This window comes from Bradyrhizobium sp. CFUWI (assembly GCF_056429085.1).
This window is the reverse complement of the sequence record NZ_JBWJZE010000011.1, coordinates 1-19,776: the sequence shown is the minus strand read 5'-3', so window position 1 is coordinate 19,776 and position 19,776 is coordinate 1. Positions and strand designations below refer to the sequence as shown.

The 19,776-nt window shown below is 65.7% G+C and carries 18 protein-coding genes and 1 pseudogene; 16 read left to right on the top strand and 3 right to left on the bottom strand.

Annotation, left to right across the window (positions count from 1 at the left end):
* The first annotated feature begins 83 nt into the window (after window positions 1–83).
* The 6 genes from AC066S_RS23465 (at window position 84) to uxuA (ending at window position 6,443) form a co-directional block, all read left to right on the top strand.
* Window positions 84–896 carry a FadR/GntR family transcriptional regulator gene (locus AC066S_RS23465; RefSeq protein ID WP_478270708.1) on the top strand — a complete coding sequence of 271 codons (813 nt, stop codon included), beginning with the start codon at window positions 84–86 and terminating at the stop codon, window positions 894–896.
* A gap of 82 nt (window positions 897–978) precedes the next feature.
* Window positions 979–1,944 (top strand): sialic acid TRAP transporter substrate-binding protein SiaP, encoded by a 966-nt coding sequence (locus AC066S_RS23460; RefSeq protein WP_478270827.1) that lies wholly within the window; start codon window positions 979–981, stop codon window positions 1,942–1,944.
* A 259-nt stretch (window positions 1,945–2,203) separates the two neighbouring features.
* Complete coding sequence (locus AC066S_RS23455; RefSeq protein ID WP_478270707.1) at window positions 2,204–2,782, top strand: TRAP transporter small permease; 579 nt, start codon at window positions 2,204–2,206, stop codon at window positions 2,780–2,782.
* 4 nt (window positions 2,783–2,786) lie between these two features.
* Window positions 2,787–4,193 (top strand): TRAP transporter large permease, encoded by a 1,407-nt coding sequence (locus tag AC066S_RS23450; protein WP_478270706.1) that lies wholly within the window; start codon window positions 2,787–2,789, stop codon window positions 4,191–4,193.
* Window positions 4,190–5,239 (top strand): L-idonate 5-dehydrogenase, encoded by a 1,050-nt coding sequence (locus AC066S_RS23445; RefSeq protein WP_478270705.1) that lies wholly within the window; start codon window positions 4,190–4,192, stop codon window positions 5,237–5,239. The genes AC066S_RS23450 and AC066S_RS23445 overlap by 4 nt, the downstream gene beginning before the upstream one ends.
* 13 nt (window positions 5,240–5,252) lie before the next feature.
* The gene (gene uxuA / locus AC066S_RS23440) at window positions 5,253–6,443 is read left to right on the top strand and encodes a mannonate dehydratase (RefSeq protein ID WP_478270704.1); all 1,191 of its coding nucleotides are present in this window, start codon (window positions 5,253–5,255) and stop codon (window positions 6,441–6,443) included.
* 266 nt (window positions 6,444–6,709) lie between these two features.
* On the opposite strand, the gene AC066S_RS23435 is transcribed toward uxuA, so the two are convergent.
* Entirely contained in the window at window positions 6,710–7,648 is a 939-nt protein-coding gene (locus tag AC066S_RS23435) for a LysR family transcriptional regulator (protein WP_135168707.1), read from the bottom strand.
* A gap of 210 nt (window positions 7,649–7,858) precedes the next feature.
* Here AC066S_RS23435 and AC066S_RS23430 point away from each other — a divergent pair, with 210 nt between their 5' ends.
* The 6 genes from AC066S_RS23430 (at window position 7,859) to AC066S_RS23405 (ending at window position 13,924) form a co-directional block, all read left to right on the top strand.
* The gene (locus AC066S_RS23430; RefSeq protein WP_478270703.1) at window positions 7,859–8,938 is read left to right on the top strand and encodes an ABC transporter ATP-binding protein; all 1,080 of its coding nucleotides are present in this window, start codon (window positions 7,859–7,861) and stop codon (window positions 8,936–8,938) included.
* Between the two features lie 35 nt (window positions 8,939–8,973).
* Entirely contained in the window at window positions 8,974–9,690 is a 717-nt protein-coding gene (locus AC066S_RS23425) for an HAD family hydrolase (RefSeq protein ID WP_126255072.1), read from the top strand.
* Between the two features lie 16 nt (window positions 9,691–9,706).
* On the top strand, window positions 9,707–11,014 hold the full coding sequence (locus AC066S_RS23420) for an NAD(P)/FAD-dependent oxidoreductase (protein ID WP_478270702.1): 1,308 nt from the start codon (window positions 9,707–9,709) through the stop codon (window positions 11,012–11,014).
* Window positions 11,015–11,036: 22 nt separating this feature from the next.
* Window positions 11,037–12,086, top strand: coding sequence for an ABC transporter substrate-binding protein (locus AC066S_RS23415; RefSeq protein ID WP_164718304.1), 1,050 nt, complete (start codon window positions 11,037–11,039; stop codon window positions 12,084–12,086).
* A 256-nt stretch (window positions 12,087–12,342) separates the two neighbouring features.
* Window positions 12,343–13,155, top strand: a complete 813-nt coding sequence (locus AC066S_RS23410) for an ABC transporter permease (protein WP_126255851.1) — start codon at window positions 12,343–12,345, stop codon at window positions 13,153–13,155.
* A complete protein-coding gene (locus AC066S_RS23405; protein WP_478270826.1) occupies window positions 13,133–13,924 on the top strand; it encodes an ABC transporter permease in 792 nt (263 codons plus the stop codon). The genes AC066S_RS23410 and AC066S_RS23405 overlap by 23 nt, the downstream gene beginning before the upstream one ends.
* A gap of 64 nt (window positions 13,925–13,988) precedes the next feature.
* Here the strand turns inward: AC066S_RS23405 and AC066S_RS23400 are convergent, their stop codons facing one another.
* Window positions 13,989–14,678 (bottom strand): aspartate/glutamate racemase family protein, encoded by a 690-nt coding sequence (locus AC066S_RS23400; RefSeq protein WP_126255076.1) that lies wholly within the window; start codon window positions 14,676–14,678, stop codon window positions 13,989–13,991.
* A 430-nt stretch (window positions 14,679–15,108) separates the two neighbouring features.
* On the opposite strand from AC066S_RS23400, the gene AC066S_RS23395 reads away from it, so the two are divergent.
* From AC066S_RS23395 to AC066S_RS23380, 4 genes are read left to right on the top strand one after another with little or no spacing between them, the layout of a single operon-like run.
* A complete protein-coding gene (locus AC066S_RS23395; RefSeq protein WP_135168705.1) occupies window positions 15,109–16,770 on the top strand; it encodes a thiamine pyrophosphate-binding protein in 1,662 nt (553 codons plus the stop codon).
* A 4-nt stretch (window positions 16,771–16,774) separates the two neighbouring features.
* A complete protein-coding gene (locus AC066S_RS23390) occupies window positions 16,775–18,040 on the top strand; it encodes an NAD(P)/FAD-dependent oxidoreductase (protein WP_478270701.1) in 1,266 nt (421 codons plus the stop codon).
* Between the two features lie 9 nt (window positions 18,041–18,049).
* Window positions 18,050–18,793 carry an aspartate/glutamate racemase family protein gene (locus AC066S_RS23385; RefSeq protein WP_478270700.1) on the top strand — a complete coding sequence of 248 codons (744 nt, stop codon included), beginning with the start codon at window positions 18,050–18,052 and terminating at the stop codon, window positions 18,791–18,793.
* A gap of 38 nt (window positions 18,794–18,831) precedes the next feature.
* Window positions 18,832–19,611, top strand: a complete 780-nt coding sequence (locus AC066S_RS23380) for an SDR family NAD(P)-dependent oxidoreductase (protein WP_478270699.1) — start codon at window positions 18,832–18,834, stop codon at window positions 19,609–19,611.
* A gap of 41 nt (window positions 19,612–19,652) precedes the next feature.
* Here the strand turns inward: AC066S_RS23380 and AC066S_RS23375 are convergent.
* Window positions 19,653–19,776 (bottom strand): annotated as a pseudogene (locus AC066S_RS23375) (IS481-like element ISRm20 family transposase); the annotation flags it as partial.

The following is a 19,776-nucleotide window of genomic DNA, read 5'->3' as shown; positions in this document are numbered from 1 at the left end:
CGGTCAATTGGTAAGACCAATTTTCCAAAATTGGCAGGCCGCGGGCGGGAAAAGCCCCGCGCGGCCCTTTCGGGAGGACCAGCGTGCCGCTGGAAGCTGTGGAGGCGAGACGGCTCTATCGCCAGGTCGCCGATCAATTGCGAAGCCTGATCGACAGCGGCGAGTACGCGGTCGGCAGCCGCTTGCCGACCGAGCGCGACCTCGCCGAGCAGCTCAAGGTGTCCCGGCCCACGGTGCGCGAAGCCCTGATCGCGCTCGAGGTGGAGGGGCGGCTGCGCATTCGCGTCGGCTCCGGCATCTATGTGATCGAGCCCGCCGCAATCGCCGCGCCGGCAGCCGCGTCCGTCATCGAGGGGCCGTTCGAGCTGCTGCGCGCCCGCGAATTCCTGGAAAGCGCCATCGCCGAACAGGCCGCGCGCGTGGCGACAAAGGACGACATCGCCCGCATCGACGCCTCGCTTCTCGCGATGGAGAAGGTCGAGCATCCCGGCGAAGCCTCGATGGTTCACGACCGCGCGTTCCACGTCGCGATTGCCGGAAGCCTCGGCAATGCCGTATTGGTGCGCGTGGTCGGCGAGCTGTTCGACCAGCGCCTCAATCCCTATTTCGCGCAGCTTGCGCATTATTTCGAGAACCCGGGCACCTGGCGCACCGCGCTCGACGAGCATCGTGCCGTGCGCGAGGCAATCGCGGCGCATGATCCGCAAGCCGCGCGCGAGGCGATGCGGACCCATCTCGCGAGGTCGCAGGAGCGATTTGCGCAGAATTTCGGTGCCGAGAACGCGGCCGGGCCGTCGCCGGGAGAGAGCCGGACCGCGCGCCCCGCGGCGAAGTCGCCAAAACCAAAACCTGCGCCGAAGAAGCGCGCTACGGGCCGCAGCGCGCGGCGGCGATGAGATTGTGCGGCCCGCATCCCTGCCGGGGCGGGCGAACAAGAAGCAGACTTGAACGATGGAGGAAAAGTCGATGTTGAAGAAGATGACGATTGCAGCAGTGATCTCCGCCGCTACGCTGCTGGCTGCGACCAGTGCCAGCATGGCGCAGACCAAGCTCAAATGGGCCCATGTCTACGAGACCTCGGAGCCGTTCCACACCGCCTCGGTCTGGGCCGCGCAGGAGATCGGCAAGCGCACCAACGGGCGCTACCAGATCGACGTCTATCCGGCCTCCCAGCTCGGCAAGGAGACCGACATCAACCAGGGCCTCTCGCTCGGCTCGGTCGACATCATCATCTCCGGCTCGAGCTTCGCGGCCAAGAGCTTCGCGCCGATCGGCGTGACCTATTATCCCTACACGTTCCGCGATGCAGATCATCTGCTCGCCTATACCAAGAGCGACATCTTCAAGGAGCTCGCCAAGGGCTATGAGGACAAGAGCGGCCACCACATCGTCGCGGTGACCTATTACGGCGTGCGGCAGACCTCGTCGAACAAGCCGATCAAGACCTGCGCCGACATGAAGGGCCTGAAGATACGCGTGCCCGACGTGCCCGCCTATCTCGCAATGCCGCGCGCCTGCGGCGCCAACACCGCGCCGATCGCGTTCGCCGAAGTCTATCTCGCGCTCCAGAACGGCACCGTGGAAGCGCAGGAGAATCCCCTGACCACGATCGAGGCCAAGAAGTTCTACGAGGTGCAGAAGCACATCGTGCTGACCGGCCACATCGTCGATCACCTCAACACCGTGATCGCCGGCGCCCTGTGGAAGAAGCTCAGCGACGAAGACAAGAAGATCTTCACCGACGTGGCGCAGGAAGCCGCCGCCAAGGCCACCGGCGAGATCAAGCAGAACGAAGCCAAGCTGGTCGCCTTCTTCAAGGAGAAGGGCCTGAGCGTGACCGAGGTCGACAAGAACGAGTTCCGCGACACCGTGCTGAAGAACGTCGCGTTCGAGACCTTCGGCTACCGCAAGGCCGACTGGGAAAAGATCCAGGCGGTGAAGTAACATTGCTCGCTGCGTCATAAGGCCCTCATGGTGAGGACCGCGAAGCGCGTCTCGAACCATGAAGGCCCCGATGTCGCCCGGGGCCATCCTTCGAGACGCTTGCTTCGCAAGCTCCTCGGGATGAGGAGTGCAGCAACGTGACGGAATAGAATTAACTCGTCATCCCGGGGCGGTCCGCAGGACCGAACCCGGGATCTCGAGGTTCCGAGTTCGACGCTGAAGCGTCGCCCCGGAACGACGATTGGAGAGAGGTAGCCTAATGTCGACCGCCGAAATACACCGGCAGATCACCGCGGAGGAGATCGCCCATACCTTCGAGGAGGAGGCGACGCCGAAGGTCGATCTCGGCATCTACGCGTTCGAGGATTGGGTGGCGCTTGCGATCTTCTGGGTGATGGCGCTCGCCGTCTTTCTCCAGTTCTTCACCCGCTACGTGCTCAACGACAGCTACGCCTGGACCGAGGAGATCGCGACCTACTGCCTGATCGGCGTGGTCTTCATCGGCGCTTCGATGTGCGTGCGGCTGTCCCGGCACATCCAGGTCGACCTCCTCTACCGCTATCTGCCGCGGCCCGTGGGGCGCGCGCTGTCGACAATGATCGACCTGATCCGGATCGCTTTCTTCGGCTACGCCATCAAGCTGGTCTGGGTCTACATCCAGATCATCGGCGACGAGCAGATGACCACGATCAATTTCCCCAAGAACTACGTCTATTACTCCGTGCTGCTCGGATTCGTGCTGATGTTCCTGCGCTCCGTGCAGGCGGCGCTGCAACATTGGCGGCAGGGTTACTCGGTCCTCGAACGCCCCGGTGCCTACGACGGGTCGGAGATATAACATCATGCTGCTGTTGCTCGGAGGCTTTCTCGTTCTGATGCTGCTCGGCGTTCCCGTGGCGATCGCCATGGCCGCCTCGTCGCTGGTCTACATCCTGGTCAGCGGCGTGACGCCCGACGTGACGCTGGCGCAGCGCATGATCGCCGGCGTCGAGAGCTTTCCGCTGCTCGCCGTGCCCTTCTTCATCCTGGCCGGAAACCTCATGAACATCGCCGGCGTCACCGGGCGCATCTACAAATTCGCCGTCGCGCTGGTGGGGTGGATGCGCGGCGGCCTCGGTCACGTCAACATCATCGGCTCGGTGATCTTCTCCGGCATGTCCGGCACCGCGATCGCGGACGCCGCCGGTCTCGGCACCATCGAGATCAAGGCGATGAAGGACCATGGCTACTCGACCGAGTTCTCGGTCGGCGTCACCGCGGCCTCGGCGACGCTCGGGCCCATCATCCCGCCGTCGCTGCCTTTCGTGATCTACGGCATGATGGCGAACGTCTCGATCGGCGCGCTGTTTCTCGGCGGCCTCATTCCGGGGGTCGTGCTCACCCTGTTCATGATGATCACGGTCAGCTATTTCGCGCACAAGAACAAATGGGGCAGCGACACGCCGTTCTCCTGGCCGCAGATCGGCTCGGCGGGCCTCGAGATCGTCATCGTGCTCTCGTTCCCGCTGGCGATCTGGCTGATGGTGATGGCCGGCCTCTCGATCAACGTGGCGGTCGTCATCGGCCTCGGCACGCTGCTGGCGATCGACTGGTACTTCGACTTTTCGGCGGTGATGGCGCTGATGGCGCCGGTGATCCTGATCGGCGGCATGACGCTCGGCTGGTTCACGCCGACGGAAGCTGCGGTCGCCGCCGTGATCTGGTCGCTGTTCCTCGGCCTGGTCCGCTACCGCACCATGACGCTGCAAACGGTGGCGAAGGCGACGTTCGACACGATCGAGACCACGGCCTCGGTGCTGTTCATCGTCACCGCCGCCTCGATCTTCGCCTGGCTGCTGACGGTGTCGCAGGCCGCGCAGACGCTCTCGGACTGGATGCTCAGTGTCACCCAGAACAAATGGGTGTTCCTGGCGCTCGCCAACGTGCTGATCCTGTTCGTCGGCTGCTTCATCGACACCACGGCGGCGATCACCATTCTGGTGCCGATCCTGCTGCCGATCGTGCTCAAGCTCGGCATCGATCCCATTCATTTCGGCCTGATCATGACGCTGAACCTGATGATCGGCCTGTTGCACCCGCCGCTCGGCATGGTGCTGTTCGTGCTCGCGCGCGTGGCCAAGCTCTCGGTCGAGCGCACGACGGTGGCGATCCTGCCCTGGCTGGTGCCGCTGATGTTGGCGCTGATCGCGATCACCTACATTCCTGAACTGACCCTCTGGCTGCCAAAATACATGGGACTCTCCAAATGACCTCGACCGCTCTCGCCGCAACCCTGTTCGGTCCCGAAGATCTGCGCATGATCGAGCATCCGCTCGACAGGCTCGCTAACGGCATGGTGCGCATCCGCTTCGGCGCCGGCGGCATCTGCGGCTCGGACATGCACTATTTCCGCCATGCCCGGACCGGCGATTTCGTGGTGAAGTCGCCGCTGGTGCTCGGCCACGAGATCTCGGGCGAGGTCGTGGAGATCGCAGGCGCGGCAGCCAATCTGAAAGTCGGTGACCGCGTCGCCGTCAACCCGTCGCGCTGGTGCGGCCATTGCGTCGCCTGCCGCGAGGGCCGGCCGAATCTGTGCGAGAACATCTACTTCATGGGCTCGGCCTCGAAGACGCCGCACATGCAGGGCGGTTTTGCCAATTATTTCGACGCGATCCCCGCGCAGTGCGTGAAGATCCCGGATCACGTGTCATATCAGGCCGCCGCGCTCGCCGAACCGCTGGCGGTCTGCCTGCACGCGGTCGCGCGCGCCGGCAATATCGAGGGCAAGCGCGGTATCATCTTCGGTGCCGGCCCGATCGGGCTGCTGACCATGCTTGCCGCGCGCCGCGCCGGCATGGCCGACATCACGGTGGCCGACATCGCACCGGCGCCGCTGGCCTTTGCAACCCGGCTTGGCGCTTCGCATGTCGAGAATGTCTCCGGTGGCGAGGAAGGGCTCAAGGCGCAGGCGGCCTCGCGCCCATACGACGTCGCGTTCGAGGTGTCGGGCACGGCGGCAGGCCTTGCCAGCGCCATCGGCATCGTCCGGCGTGGCGGCATCGTGGTGCAGATCGGCAATCTGCCGGGCGGCCAGATCCCGACGCCGTCGAATGCGGTGATGGCCAAGGAGATCGATCTGCGCGGCTCGTTCCGCTTCGGCTTCGAGTTCATGACCGCGGTGGAGCTGATTTCGGCCGGCAGTGTCGACGTGCTGTCGCTGGTCACCGCCGAACGGCCGCTGTCGACCGCGCCCGATGCGCTGCGGCTGGCGCTCGACCGCTCGCAGAGCGTCAAGGTGGTGCTGACCGCGAACTGATTGGGAGAGACCCATGATGCTGGAGGGATGGCGCTGGTACGGGCCCGATGATCCCGTGTCGCTGGACGACGTCAGGCAGGCCGGGGCGACCGACATCGTCTCGGCGCTGCATCAGGTCCCGATCGGGGAGGCCTGGACGCGCAAGGCGGTCGACGAGCGCAAGAATTTTATCGAGAACGGTCAACCGGGGCGATCGCAGCTGACATGGTCGGTGGTGGAATCGATTCCGATCCCCGACGACGTCAAGCGCCTGGGGGCCAAGGCGACCAGGTCGATCGAGGCCTGGATCGCGAGCCTCGAGGCCGTCGCGGCGGCCGGCATCAAGATCATCTGTTACAATTTCATGCCTGTGGTGGACTGGTGCCGCACCGACCTCGAATGGGAGCTGCCGAACGGCGCCCGCGCCATGCGCTTCGACCAGGACCGTTTCGCCGCCTTCGAGCTGCATATCCTCAAGCGTCCTGCGGCCGTGCAGGAGTACTCGCCCGAGCAGCAGGCGCGTGCGAAGGCGCTGTTCGAGCAGATGAGCCAGGCCGATATCGATTATCTGGTGATGGTGATCGCCAGCGCGCTGCCGGGTTCGACCACCGAGCCGATGACTATCCCGCAATTTCGCGACCGGCTGGAGACGTATCGCGATATCACACCAGAGATCCTGCGGCAGCATCTCGCCGAGTTCCTGGCGCGCGTGACGCCGGTGGCCGAGCAGCTCGGGGTGTCGCTGACCCTGCATCCGGACGATCCGCCGCGGCCCCTGTTCGGTCTGCCGCGCATTGCCTCCTCAGCCGACGACTATCAGGCGCTGTTCGACGCGGTGCCGTCCAAGGCCAACGGCATCTGCCTGTGCACGGGCTCGCTTGGCGTGCGCGCGGAAAACAATCTGCCTGAAATGGCCGAGCGCTTCGGCCCTCGCATCGCGTTCGCCCATCTGCGCGCCACCAGGCGCGAGGCCGACGGGCTGTCGTTCTACGAGTCCGATCATCTCGACGGCGACGTCGACATGATCGCGGTGCTGAAGGCGCTTTTGAAGGAGAACGCCCGGCGGTCGCCGGACAAGAGGATCGTCTTCCGTCCCGATCACGGCCACCGCATGCTCGACGACCTCGCCGCCACCAAGCGCACCAACCCCGGCTACACCGCCATCGGCCGCCTCCGCGGCCTCGCCGAACTCCGCGGCGCGATCCGCGCGATCGAGCATCGGTAGAGGCTTTTCGCCTCTCCCCGCTTGCGGCAGGGCAATCGCACATGACGCTTTGCGGGACCTGAGCGCGCGCCTCGTCCTTCGAGACGACCGCTTCGCGGTCTCCTCAGGATGAGGCTAAGCAGCTTTGGTTCTTCTTGAAACTCGCGCCGCGCACCCGCTCCTCATCCTGAGGGCCCGCCAACGGCGGGCGTCTCGAAGGATGGCCACGGGCGAGATCGCTCGCATATGCGATTGTCCTGTCGCAAGCGGGCAGAGGGAGAATAGAATCAATAGCACGCCGCCATCGCGCCGAGCTTCGGATAGAGTCGGTCGATCGCGGCGATCTCGCTTCGCATCTGCGCGATGATCCAGTCGCGGATCTCGGCGGCGATCGGGCGCATCGGCCGGTTGCGCGGCGGCAGGAATTCGCAGACGCGGCGCGTGGTGGTCAGCCGGTCGGAGGCCGGCACCAGCGCGCCGGTCAGCAGCCAGTGCGAGGCAACCGTCAGCCAGCCGAGCGCGATGCCCTGGCCGAGCAGGGCGGCCTGCACCACGACGGCATAGTCGGTGAAGCTCAGCGCCTTGGCCGCGCCGCGGCGCCCGGTGAGGAGCGAGGAATAATCCGCGGCCCAGTCGCCCGGCGTCTCGGCAAGGCGGATGATGGTGTTGCCCTCGGTGGGATCGGTTTCGCCGAGATAGGAGGGGCTGCACATCGGCAGCATGACTTCCTTCATCACTAACGTGCCGCCCGATGGCGGCTCGTCGCGATCACGGAAGCGCATGCCGAGGTCGACATTCTCCACCGGCCCGCGCAACGCGCCGGAGATGAGCTGGAAGCGCAAATCGACCTGCGGAAACTGCTTCTGCAGTTTGTCGATGCGCGGCATCAGCCAATGCGTGGTGAAGGCGGACGAGACCGATAGCGTCACCGTCTCGGTGCCCTTGCGGCGCCGCTCGATCTCGACGAGTCCGCTCTCGATGCTGCGAAAGCCGTCGAGCACGCGGCGATACAAGAGCTCGCCTTCCTCGGTGAGCACCGCGCGACCCGCCTTGCGGTCGAACAGGCGGACGCCGAGATGCTCCTCGAATTGTCCGAGCATCCGGCTCACCGCCGGCTGCGTGACGTTCAATTCGGCGGCTGCGGCTGTGAAACTGCCATTGCGCGCCGCGGCGTCGAAGACGAACAGGGCGTTGCTCGACGGCAGCATGCGGCGAAGCTCGGGCATAACGCCATGTTATGAGGCGCGTGAGAATTTGGCAATTGCCGAGTTTTGCCAAGTCTGTTGTCATCGCCATTACAGCCTAAAGACAGGGCTCGCGAGCAAGGATTTGGTGCGGTGCACGCTTCGATCCCGAGTGCTCAGATTCCCTGTCTATAAAGCAGGCTTATGGCGCGCAGTGAGGCACGCCGTTGCAGGGACGGGCGAGGTCGATCGTTGGACAAACGAGCGGAAAGCGTCGAGATCAGATCCGCGAGCAAGGCCTATGGCTCCGTGCGCGCCCTCGACGACGTCTCCCTCGATGTCGGCGCCGGCGAGTTCGTCTCGCTGCTCGGTCCCTCCGGCTCGGGCAAGACCACGCTGCTTGGAATTTTGGGCGGCTTCATCCTGCCGACAGCGGGCACGATCCTGTTCGGCGGCCGCGACGTCACTTACATGCCGCCGCACAAGCGCGACATCGGCGTCGTGTTCCAGAACTACGCGCTGTTTCCGCACATGAGCGTCGGCGAGAACGTCGCCTTCCCCTTGCGTGCCCGCCGCCTGCCGAAAGCGATCTGGCCCGACAAGGTGCGCGCGGCGCTCGGCATGGTCGGGCTCGCCGGCTATGAGGAGCGCGGCATCGCGCAGCTCTCCGGCGGCCAGCGCCAGCGCGTGGCGCTCGCGCGCGCCATGATCTTCGAGCCGCGGCTGATCCTGATGGACGAGCCGCTGTCGGCGCTCGACAAGCAGCTGCGCGAATCCATGCAGATCGAGCTGCGCGCGCTGCACCGGCGCATCCAGGCCACCATCATCTATGTCACCCATGACCAGCGCGAAGCTTTGACCATGAGCGACCGCGTCGCGGTCATGAAGGACGGCCGCCTGGTCCAGATCGACGAGCCCGAGCGGCTGCACGATCATCCCGCCGATTCCTTCGTCGCGAGCTTCATCGGGGAGGCGACCATGCTGCCCGTTCGCCGCGTCGATGCCTCCAGCGTCGCGCTCGGCAATGCGCTGCTGCGCAGCGCCCGCGCCATTCCCGATGGCGATGCGCTGATGCTCGCCGTGCACACCGAAAAACTCCTGATCGACGACGGCGCGCAGGACGCCGCCTGCAACCGGCTGACCGGCACGGTCACCGATATCGTCTATCAGGGCGAGAGCCTGCGCATTTTCCTGGCGCTCGAAAACGGCATTGCGCTCAGCCTGCGTCAGCCGAGCTATCACCAGGCTTACAGCCGCATTCCGCCGCTCGGCGGCAGCCTCACCGTCACCCTTCACCCCGAGGACACCATCGTCGTGCCCAGGGTGGACTGAACTGAAGCCTTGTCCAACCGAGAGAAGAAACTGATATGTCGACCCAAGCCGCGTTCAGCAATTTCAAGGTTCTCACCTTCGACGTCGTCGGCACCTTGATCGATTTCGAGGCCGGCGTGCTCTCCGCGGTGCGCAGGATCTCGGGCAAGACGCCGGCCGAGCTCAGCGACGACCAGATCTTCGAGCCCTACAAGCGCGGCCGCGACAAGCACTACGGGCGCTCCAGCGAGGCGATGTTCCATGTCTATCGTCACCTCGCCACCGAGCTCGGACTGCCCGCCGACGATGCGGCCTGCGACATGTTCCAGCTTGCGGTGCTGCGCTGGGGGCCGTTCGCGGATTCGGTCGAGGCGCTCGGGCGCCTGCGCACGAAATTCCGGCTGGTGGCGATGACCAACGCGGACCGCGTCGCGCTGTCCTGCTATGCCCACGCGCTCGGCGATCCCTTCGACGACACGGTGTGTGCCGACGACACCGGCGTTGCAAAACCCAACCCTGAATTCTTCGCCTACAACAGGGGGCGACAGTCCGCTTTCGGCTACAAGCAGTCCGACATTCTGCATGTCGCGCAGAGCCAGTACCACGACATCGGGATTGCGCGGAAGCTCGGCTACAAGGTGTGCTGGATCGAGCGTCGCCAGGGCATTGCCGGCTTCGGCGGCACGCCGGCGGTGGAGACGCTGACCAAGCCGGACTTCCATTTCCCGACGTTGAAGGCGCTCGCCGACGCCGCCGTTGGGCCTGCGGCGTAACACCGTGAGCGCGGGCATGACACGGGACTGGAGCGCGCTGCCATCGGCCAACTCGCTGTGGGAAGCCACGGCGGCGCCGGCGCGCGATTTTCCCGTGCTGTCGGGCGATCGGCAGGCGGATGTCGTGATCATCGGTGCGGGCTATACGGGGCTCTCCGCGGCGCACCACATCGCCAAGAGCGGCCTCGCGCCAATCGTGCTCGAGGCCAACCGCCCCGGCTGGGGTGCGAGCGGCCGCAACGGCGGCGTGATCACCGCAAAGTTCCGCCTGTCGTTTCGTGAGATCGACGCCGTGCATGGCCGCGCCATGGCACGGCGCATGTACGAGATCGCGCATGAATCGACCGACATGGTCGAGGAGCTCGTCTCCGAATTCGGCATCACGAGTGCGAATCTCACTCGCACCGGCCAGGTCAAGGCCGCGCATAATGAGACGACGCTCCGGGCCGCGATCGACGAAGCCAACTGGATGACGCGCGAGATGGGCTCCGCCGAGGTCCGCATCCTCGACAGGAACGGGGTGCGTGACGAGACCGGCTCGGACATCTTCGTCGGCGGTGTGCTCAATCCCGGCTCCGGTGGTATCCATCCGTTGAACTATCTGCGCGGCCTCGCCGACGGCGTCGCGCGTCGCGGCGTCTCCGTCTTCCAGGAGTCGCCCGTCATGAGGCTGCGGCGCGAGAAGGACGGCATCGTCGCCGAGACGCCGCAAGGTGCCGTGCGCGCAAGTCAGGCGATCATTGCCACCAACAGCTATTCCGACCTCACTGGCGCCACCGCGCATCTGCAGCGCACGCTGGTCCCGTTCCGCAGCGCCATGGTTGCGACCGCGCAGCTGTCGCGCAATCTTGCAGGAAGGCTGATGCCGACGGGGCGCACCTATACCGAGACCAAGCGCATGATGCGCTGGTTCCGCATGGTCGACAACCGCGTGATTTTCGGCGGCCGCGGCGCCTTCGGCAAGCAGGACTCGCAGGCCGCGTTCGACGCACTTCGCAAGGCAATGGTCGGCATCTTCCCCGATCTCGCCGACGTCCCGCTCGAATACAAATGGTCGGGCCTGGTCGCGATGACGCTGGACTCGGTCCCCCATATCGGCCGCCTCGACGACCGCACGCTGGTCTCGCTGGGCTACAACGGCGCCGGCGTTGCGATGTCGAGCCTGATGGGCCGCTATCTCGCCGCTTTCGTGCGCGGCGAAAGCCCCGATGTCGGCCTGCTCGACGTCAGCCGGATGAAGACGATTCCGCTCTACCCGCTGCGCGAGCCCGCCGTGCGCATGGTCGCCGGCTGGTACCAGTTTCTCGATGCGATCGGTCGGTGAGATCACTTTGGAGGAGACGAAAATGACGGCGATACGAAATTGCGGATTTGGTTGCGCTTTGCTGGGAGCAATCGCGCTCAGCGGCACCGCGGCGAATGCCGCCGAGCAGATCACCTTCGTCTCGCAAGGCGGGGCCTATCAGCAGGCGCAGACGGTGGCGATCCTCGATCCCTCCGCCAAGAAGCTCGGCATCACCATCAATCAGGATTCGATTCCCGACGCCTGGCCGGCGATCAAGACGCAGGTCGGCAGCGGCAAGCCGATCTGGGACGTCGTCGACACCCCGACCGGCTATTGCCTGCGCGGCGGCGAGCAGGGCCTGATCGAGAAGCTCGATTTCTCGAAGATCCCCAACGCCGCGGCGATGCCGGAGGCGTATCGCAGTCCATACTCCGTCTCCTACGAATTCTATTCCAGCGTGCTCGCCTTCAGCCAGAAGACGTTCCCGAAGGATGCGCCGAACAGCTGGGCGGATTTCTGGGACGTGAAGAAATTCCCGGGCCGCCGCGCGCTGCGCAACCATCCGATCGCCACGCTCGAGGCGGCGCTGATGGCCGACGGCGTCGCGCCCGACAAGCTCTATCCGCTCGACGTCGACCGCGCCTTCAGGAAGCTCGAAGAGATCAAGCCGCACATCACGGTGTGGTGGACCTCGGGCGCGCAGTCGGCGCAGCTGCTCAACGACGGCGAGGTCGACATGGAGATGGCCTGGAACGGCCGCGTCAGCGCGGTCGCCAAGGAAGGCGCCAAGGTCGCCTTTACCTACAACCAGGGCATCCTGCAGAGCACCTCGCTCTGCATCCTCAAGGGCGCGCCCAATCTCGCCACCGCCGTGAAATTCCTCAACGAGGCCGTCGATCCCGTGCACCAGGCCAATCTGCCGCTCCATATCGACTACGGCCCGGGCAATCCCAAGGCGTTCGAGACCGGCGTGATCAAGCCCGAGCGTGCGGCGCAATTGCCGAGCGAGCCGGCCAATGCAGCCAAGCAGGCGTTGATGTCCTACGCCTGGTGGTCCTCGTCCGCCGGCGAAGCCGCCGAGAAGCGCTGGGCGTCGTTCATGCAGAAGTGAGGCGAAAGAGGAGATGGCCCGTGGGTGCGTCGGCAAGGACGCTGCACTCCCTCCCCCGCGCGCGGGGGAGGGTTGGGGAGAGGGTGTCTCGACAGCAAAGACTCTCCAAGAGGAGAAAGCCGTCACCCGGATCGCCTTCGCGATCCGACCTCTCCCGCAAGCGGGAGAGGTGTAGCAACCGAGACCAGCGATGCCAGCGTTGACGACGTCCGTGCCAGATCCATCGCAGAAGCATCAGCGCCGTGAGCACGGGCTGATGCTGGCGCTGGTGTCGCCGGCGCTGCTCGTGATCCTGGCTCTGATCGTGCTGCCGGTCGGCTGGCTCGCCTGGCAGTCGATCTACCATGACGGCTTCACGCTGGAGAATTATCGGCGCGTCTTCACCGAGGACATCTATTGGCGCAGCTTTGCGCTGACCTTCGAGATCAGCCTCGCGGTCACGTTGATTGCGCTGCTGCTCGGCTATCCCGTCGCCTATCTCGCCAACGCGTTGCCGAAAGGCTGGAGCATCCTCATCCTGTCGCTGGTCGTGCTGCCGTTCTGGACCAGCGTGCTGGTGCGCGCCTATGCCTGGCTGGTGCTGCTGCAGCGCAGCGGCGTGATCAACCAGTTCCTGCGCCAACTCGAATGGATCTCCGAGCCGCTCGCGCTTGTCCACAACACCTTCGGCACGGTCGTCGCGACGGTGCACATCCTGCTTCCCTTCATGGTGCTGCCGCTCTATGCGACCATGCAGAAGATCCCGAACGAGCTGATGCAGGCCGGCGCCAGCCTGGGCGCGAGCCCGTCGCTGACGTTCGTCCGCGTGTTCCTGCCGCTGTCGCTGCCGGGCGTGCTCGCGGGCTGCACCATGGTGTTCGTGCTCTGCCTCGGCTTCTACATCACGCCGGAATTGCTGGGCGGCGGCCGCACCGTGATGGTATCGATGCTGGTGAGCCGCAATGTCGAGCTCTACAACCAGTTCGGCGCCGCCAGCGCCGTCGCGGTGGTGCTGCTCCTCAGCGTGCTCGCGATCTTCTTCGTCGTCAGTCGCTTCATCTCGCTCGATCGCGTGTTGGGGCAGAAATGACGCGCTCCGCATCGTCCTCTACGCGATCAGTGCGCTGGTGCTGGTCTATCTGATCCTCCCCGTTCTGATCATCGTGCCGATCTCGTTCTCCAGCGCGCGCTTCCTGACCTTCCCGCCGCCGTCGTTCTCGCTGCGCTGGTACCAGCAATATTTCGCCAACCCCGCCTGGATGCAGGCGACGCAGGTGACGCTGACGGTCGCGGTCCTGACCGTCCTGATCGCGACGCCGTGTGGGGTGGCCGCCGCCTACGCCATCAGCCAATCGAAGTTGCGCATCATGCGCGTGATCCACATGGCACTGCTGCTGCCGCTGGTGGTGCCGATCATCATCACCGCGGTCGGCATCTTCTTCGTCTATGCCAAGGTCGGCCTGGTCGCGACCATGCCCGGCCTCGTGCTGGCGAATGTGATGCTGGGACTGCCTTACGTCGTCATCTCGGTGCTGGCGGGCCTGCAGAGCTTCGATCCGGCGCAGGAGATGGTGGCGCGCAGCCTCGGCATGAACCGCCTCCGCAGCTTCTTTGCGGTGACGTTGCCGCAGATCAAGTCCAGCGTGGTTGCCGGCGGCATCTTCGCCTTCATCTCGGCGATGGACGAGACCATCGTCGCGCTGTTCATCTCGGGCGGACAGTATCAGCCGCTGACCAAGCGCATGTTCACCGCGCTGCGCGACGAGATCGACCCGACCATCGCTGCCATCTCGACGCTGATGACGGCGGCCTCGTTCATGTTGGTGCTGCTGGCAAGCGCGCGGAAGAAGGACGGGTGAGGGGCGGCGTTGCCCTGGCGCAATCGGGCGCGCCAGACGCCGTTGCGCGTGGCCTTGTTCAGGATCACCCGATCGCGAAATCCGCGGCCGTCTCGGCGTGAATGGCCGTGGTGTCGAACGTCTCGACCGACGTGTCTTCGGGGCCGACCAGCATCGTGATCTCGGTGCAGCCGAGGATGATGCATTCCGCGCCGGCGGCGACCAGCGCTGCCATCGCGTCCTGATAGCGACGGCGCGAAGCATCGGCGACGATTCCGAGGCACAGCTCGTCGTAAATGATGCGGTTCACGTCGGCGCGCGTCTCAGTGGGAGGAACCAGCACGTCGAGATCGTGCGCGCGCAGCCGATCGACGTAGAAGTCCTCCTCCATCGTGAACCTGGTGCCGAGCAGCCCGACCCGCCGGTAGCCTTTCGCCCGGATCCGCTGCGCTGTCGCATCGGCCAAGTGGATGAACGGGATGGCCACGCTGGAGACGATCTCGGGCGCGAGCTTGTGCATCGTGTTGGTGCATAGGACGATCGCCCGGGCGCCGGCGCTTTCGAGACGCCGCGCCACCTCGGCCAGGCTGGCCGCGGCCTCGCTCCAGCGGCCCGCATATTGCATCTGCTTGATCTCTTCGAAATCGTAGGAATACAGCAGCAGCGGGGCGGAATGCAGCTTGCCCATGCGTTCGCGGACGCGCTCGTTGATCAGCTTGTAATAGAGCGCCGTGCTCTCCCAGCTCATGCCGCCGATCAGGCCGATGGTTTGCATTCCCGGTGTCCTCGACGATGTGGTCCGGCCGGACCGTAGACGAAAACGTCGAGGCTCGGTAGCCGTCGCAAAGGCATGCCTAGTGGGCGCTGCGTAGCTCGGATGAGGGGAGCTATATCCGGGAGCTTCGTGCCTGCCGCACCGATGCGCTGCAGAGCCGGGGCCCATCTCGCTGCGTGCCGTGCCGGCTCTGGGTCCCGGCTCTGCGCCGCAACGCTAAGAGGCGTTGCGGCGCGTCCGGGACAAGCAGAAGGCGGTATATCAACCGCATCCCTCCATCGGGCCGACGAATGGGCGGTCGTGCAAACGGCACCGACGGGCATGCCGCCTGCGCAGGCTGCGGGAAGCCTTTCGACCTTGCGCGCGCTCTCGGCCTGTCTTACGCAGTTGCCGAATAATCGCGCATCGCCAGAGCCTTGAGGGAGCCGTCATGACCATCCGCAACACCCGCACCGGCGGCCAGATCCTGATCGATCAGCTCGTCGCGCAAGGCGTCGAGCGCGTCACCTGCGTGCCGGGCGAGAGCTATCTCGCCGCGCTCGATGCGCTGCATGACAGTCCGATCGACGTCATGATCTGCCGCGCCGAGGGCGGCGCGGCCATGATGGCGGAAGCCTATGGCAAGCTCACCGGTCGGCCGGGCGTCTGCTTCGTCACCCGCGGCCCCGGCGCCACCAATGCCAGCCACGGCGTCCACATCGCGATGCAGGATTCGACGCCGATGATCCTGTTCGTCGGCCAGGTCGACACCGGCATGCGCGAGCGCGAGGCGTTCCAGGAGCTCGACTACAAGGCGGTGTTCGGCACCATGGCGAAATGGGCGGTCGAGATCGATCGTCCCGACCGCATCCCGGAGCTGGTGGCGCGCGCCTTCCGCGTCGCCATGCAGGGCCGTCCCGGTCCCGTGGTGATCGCGCTGCCGGAGAATATGCTGACCGAGACCGCGGCCGTCGCCGATGCCATGCGCATCGAGCCGGCGGTGAGCTGGCCCGCGCCGGCCGACATCGAGCAGGTCGGTGCGATGCTGGCCAGCGCCAAGGCGCCGCTGGTCATCCTCGGCGGCTCGCGCTGGACCGACGCGGCGACCAGGAGCATCGCGCGCTTTGCCGAGCGGTTCGACCTGCCGGTCGCGACCTCGTTCCGCCGGGCCTCGCTGATCGATGCCGATCATTCGCATTATGCCGGCGATCTCGGCATCGGGCCGAGCCCGGGCCTGAAGGCGCGCGTCGATCACGCCGACGTCGTTCTACTGATCGGCGGCCGCATGTCGGAAATGCCGTCCTCGTCCTACACGCTGTTCGACATTCCCGCGCCGAAGCAGAAGTTGATCCACGTGCATCCGGGCTCGGAAGAGCTCGGCCGCGTCTACCAGCCTGATCTCGCGATCCAGGCAACGCCTGCCGCGTTCGCGGCCGCCGTCGAGGAGCTGAAGCCATCGGGCGCGGTGGCCTGGAAGGGCGAGGCCGCCAAGGCGCATGCCGATTATCTCGCCTGGACCGGGAAGGCGCGCGAGCTGCCGGGCAGGTTCCAGTACGGCGAGGTGATGACCTGGCTGCGCGACCGCCTGCCGAAGGACGCCATCGTCTGCAACGGCGCCGGCAACTACGCCGGCTGGATCCACCGTCATCATCGCTTCCACAGCTTTGCGGCGCAGCTGGCGCCGACCTCGGGCTCGATGGGCTATGGCGTGCCGGCGGGCGTGCTGGCCAAGCGGCAATACCCGGATCGCGTCGTGGTCGCGTTTGCGGGCGACGGCTGCTTCCTGATGAACGGCCAGGAATTCGCCACCGCCGTGCAATATGACGCACCGCTGATCGTCATCGTCGTCGACAATTCGCAGTACGGCACCATCCGCATGCATCAGGAGCGCGACTATCCCGGCCGTGTCGTCGGCACCCAGCTCAAGAATCCGGACTTTGCGATGTATGCGAAGGCGTTCGGGGGGCATGGCGAGCGGGTCGAGCGCACCGAGGAGTTCGCGCCGGCGTTCGAGCGTGCGCTCGCCTCGGGCAAGCCGTCGATCCTCCACTGCATCATCGATCCCCGCGCGATCTCGGTCGGCAAGGATTTCACGCCCGCGGTGAAGGCTTAAGGCGGTGGCGGCCCGCCGCCACGTCGCGATCATCGGGGCCGGCGCGGTCGGGGTGATCAGCGCCATCGAGGCGCTGCGCGAGGGCCATCGCGTCACGCTGATCGATCCGGGGGAGCCGGGCGGCGAACAGGCCGCGAGCTATGGCAATGCCGGCTGGCTGTCGTCGCACTCGGTGATCCCGCCGGCGGAGCCTGGCATCTGGAGGAAGGTGCCGGGCTATCTGATGGACCCGCTCGGGCCGCTCGCGATCCGCTGGTCCTATTTGCCAAAGGCGCTGCCCTGGCTGGTCAAATATCTGCTCTCGGGCTGGACGGCGGCGCGCGTCGAGACGACGGCGTTCGCGCTGCGCGATCTCTTGAAGGATGCACCGCTGCTGCACCGAAAGCTGGCGGAAGAGGCGGGCGTCCCGGAGCTGATCGAGCGTAACGGCGTGATGCATGTGTTCCCGTCGCGCGGCAATTTCGACAACGATCTCGGCTGGCGCCTGCGCAAGAAGGTCGGCGTCGAATGGCTGGAGCTCAACGCCGACGAGATGCGCCAGCGCGAGCCGGATCTGCATCCGCGCTATACCTTTGGCGTGGTGGTGGAGGAAGCCGGCCGCTGCCGCGATCCCGGCGCTTATGTCGCGGCGCTCGCCAATCATGCGATCGCAAGCGGCGCCAAGCACGTGCGGGCCAAGGCGACCGGCTTGAGGCTGAACGGCGACAGGCTGGTGGCTGTCGTCACCGAGACCGGCGAGATTGCTTGCGATGCCGTCGTGATTGCCGCGGGCGCGCGGTCGAAGCAACTGACGGCATCGGTCGGCGATCCGCTGCCGCTGGAGACCGAACGCGGCTACCACGTCGTGATCGAGAATCCGGAATCGGGCCCGCGCAGCTCGATGATGGCATCCGACGCCAAGATGGTGGTGAACTGGACCAACAGGGGCTTGCGCGCCGCCGGCACGGTCGAGATCGCCGGCCTTGACGCCGCGCCGAACTGGAAGCGCGCCGAGATTCTGCGCGAACATCTTCTCGGCATGTTCCCGAATTTGCCGAGGGATATTCCTGCCTCGCGCATCAAGACCTGGTTCGGCCATCGGCCGAGCATGCCGGATGGACGACCCTGCATCGGCTATGCGCGCGCCTCGCGCGATATCGTCTATGCCTTCGGTCACGGCCATGTCGGCCTGGTCGGCTCGGCCCGTACCGGCCGCCTTGTCGCGCAGCTTCTCAGCGGCAGGCAGCCTGAAATTCCGCTTCTCCCCTTCGCGCCCGAACGTTTCCTCTGAGGTCGCAGCATGACCAACTCGGCTCATTCATCCTCCCGCATCGCCCGTGGCGGCAAGGCCATCTACGGCGCGCCGCTCGGCATCCTGATGCTGGAAGCGCGCTTTCCCCGCATTCCCGGCGACATGGGCAACGGCACGACCTGGCCGTTTCCGGTGCTCTATCGCGTGGTGAGCGGGGCTTCGCCCGAGAAGGTGGTGCTGAAGGGCGCGGCCGGCTTGCTGCCCGACTTCATCGATGCGGCCAATGATCTGGTGCGGATGGGGGCTGAGGCCATCACCACCAATTGCGGCTTCCTCTCGCTGTTCCAGAGGGAGATCGCGGCCGCAATCGGCGTTCCCGTCGCGACCTCGTCACTGATGCAGGTGCCGTGGGTGCAGGCGACCCTGCCGCCGGGCAAGCGCGTCGGTCTCGTCACGGTGTCGGGCTCGACCTTGACGCCGGCCCATCTCGAAGGCGCCGGCGTGCCGCTCGATACGCCGGTGGTCGGCACCGAGAACGGCAAGGAGTTCTTTCGCGTCCTGATCAAGGCCGAGAAGGACGACATGGACATCGCGCAGGCCGAGCGTGACGTGGTTGAGGCCGGCAAGCAGCTCGTCGCCGAGAATCCCGATGTCGGCGCCATCGTGCTCGAATGCACCAACATGCCGCCTTACGCCGCGGCGCTTCAGGCCGAGGTGGGATTGCCGGTCTACGACATCTATTCCATGATCACCTGGTTTCACGCCGGACTGCGCCCGCGCGCCTTTGCGTGAACGCGTCCGCGAGATCGTCACAAGTCCTGGAGCAACCCATGAAACTATCCGGCAAGGTCGCCGCCATCACCGGTGCGGCGCGCGGCATCGGCAAGGCCTGCGCGAAGAGATTTTTGGACGACGGCGTCAAGGTCGTCATCTCGGATGTCGATGCGGAAGGCCTCGCCGCGACGGCTGCCGAGCTGGGGCGGCCGGACGCCTTGCGCACCGTGGTCGGCAATGTCGCCAAGCGTGCCGATGTGGATCAGCTCGTCGCGACCGCCGTGAAGGAGTTCGGCCGGCTCGACATCATGGTCAACAATGCCGGCGTTGCTCGCAACCGGGACATCCTCGACATCACCGAACAGGAGTTCGACGAGATCATCGGCATCAATCTGAAGGGCGCGTTCTTCGGCGTGCAGGCGGCGGCGAGGCAAATGATCGCGCAAGGCGGTGGCGGCGTCATCATCAACATGTCCTCGGTGAACGCGCTGCTGGCCATCCCGGCGCTGGCGACCTATGCGATGTCCAAAGGCGGCATGAAGCAGCTGACGTCGGTTGCCGCCGTTGCGCTCGCCCCGCACAACATCCGCGTCGTCGCGGTCGGGCCGGGCACGATTTTGACCGACATGGTCGCGTCGTCGATCTACACCTCGGAGGACGCCCGCAGGACCGTGATGTCGCGCACGCCAGCCGGCCGCGGCGGCGAGCCGAGCGAGGTGGCGTCGGTGGTGGCGTTCCTGGCGAGCGACGATGCGTCCTACATCACCGGACAGACGATCTATCCGGACGGCGGAAGGCTGATCCTGAACTACACGGTGCCGGTGAGGGATAAGTAGGCCCGCGGCTCCATTCTCGCTGTCATCGCCCGGCTTGATGTTTAGTCCGGGGACATGGCTGACACCTGTTCGGACACATCACTGACAGGTTGGCCGTTGGTCAAGTCGATTGATGCGACCTGCCAGCTGGCAAAGAAGATTCCGTAATGGCCATCGCGGTCGAGG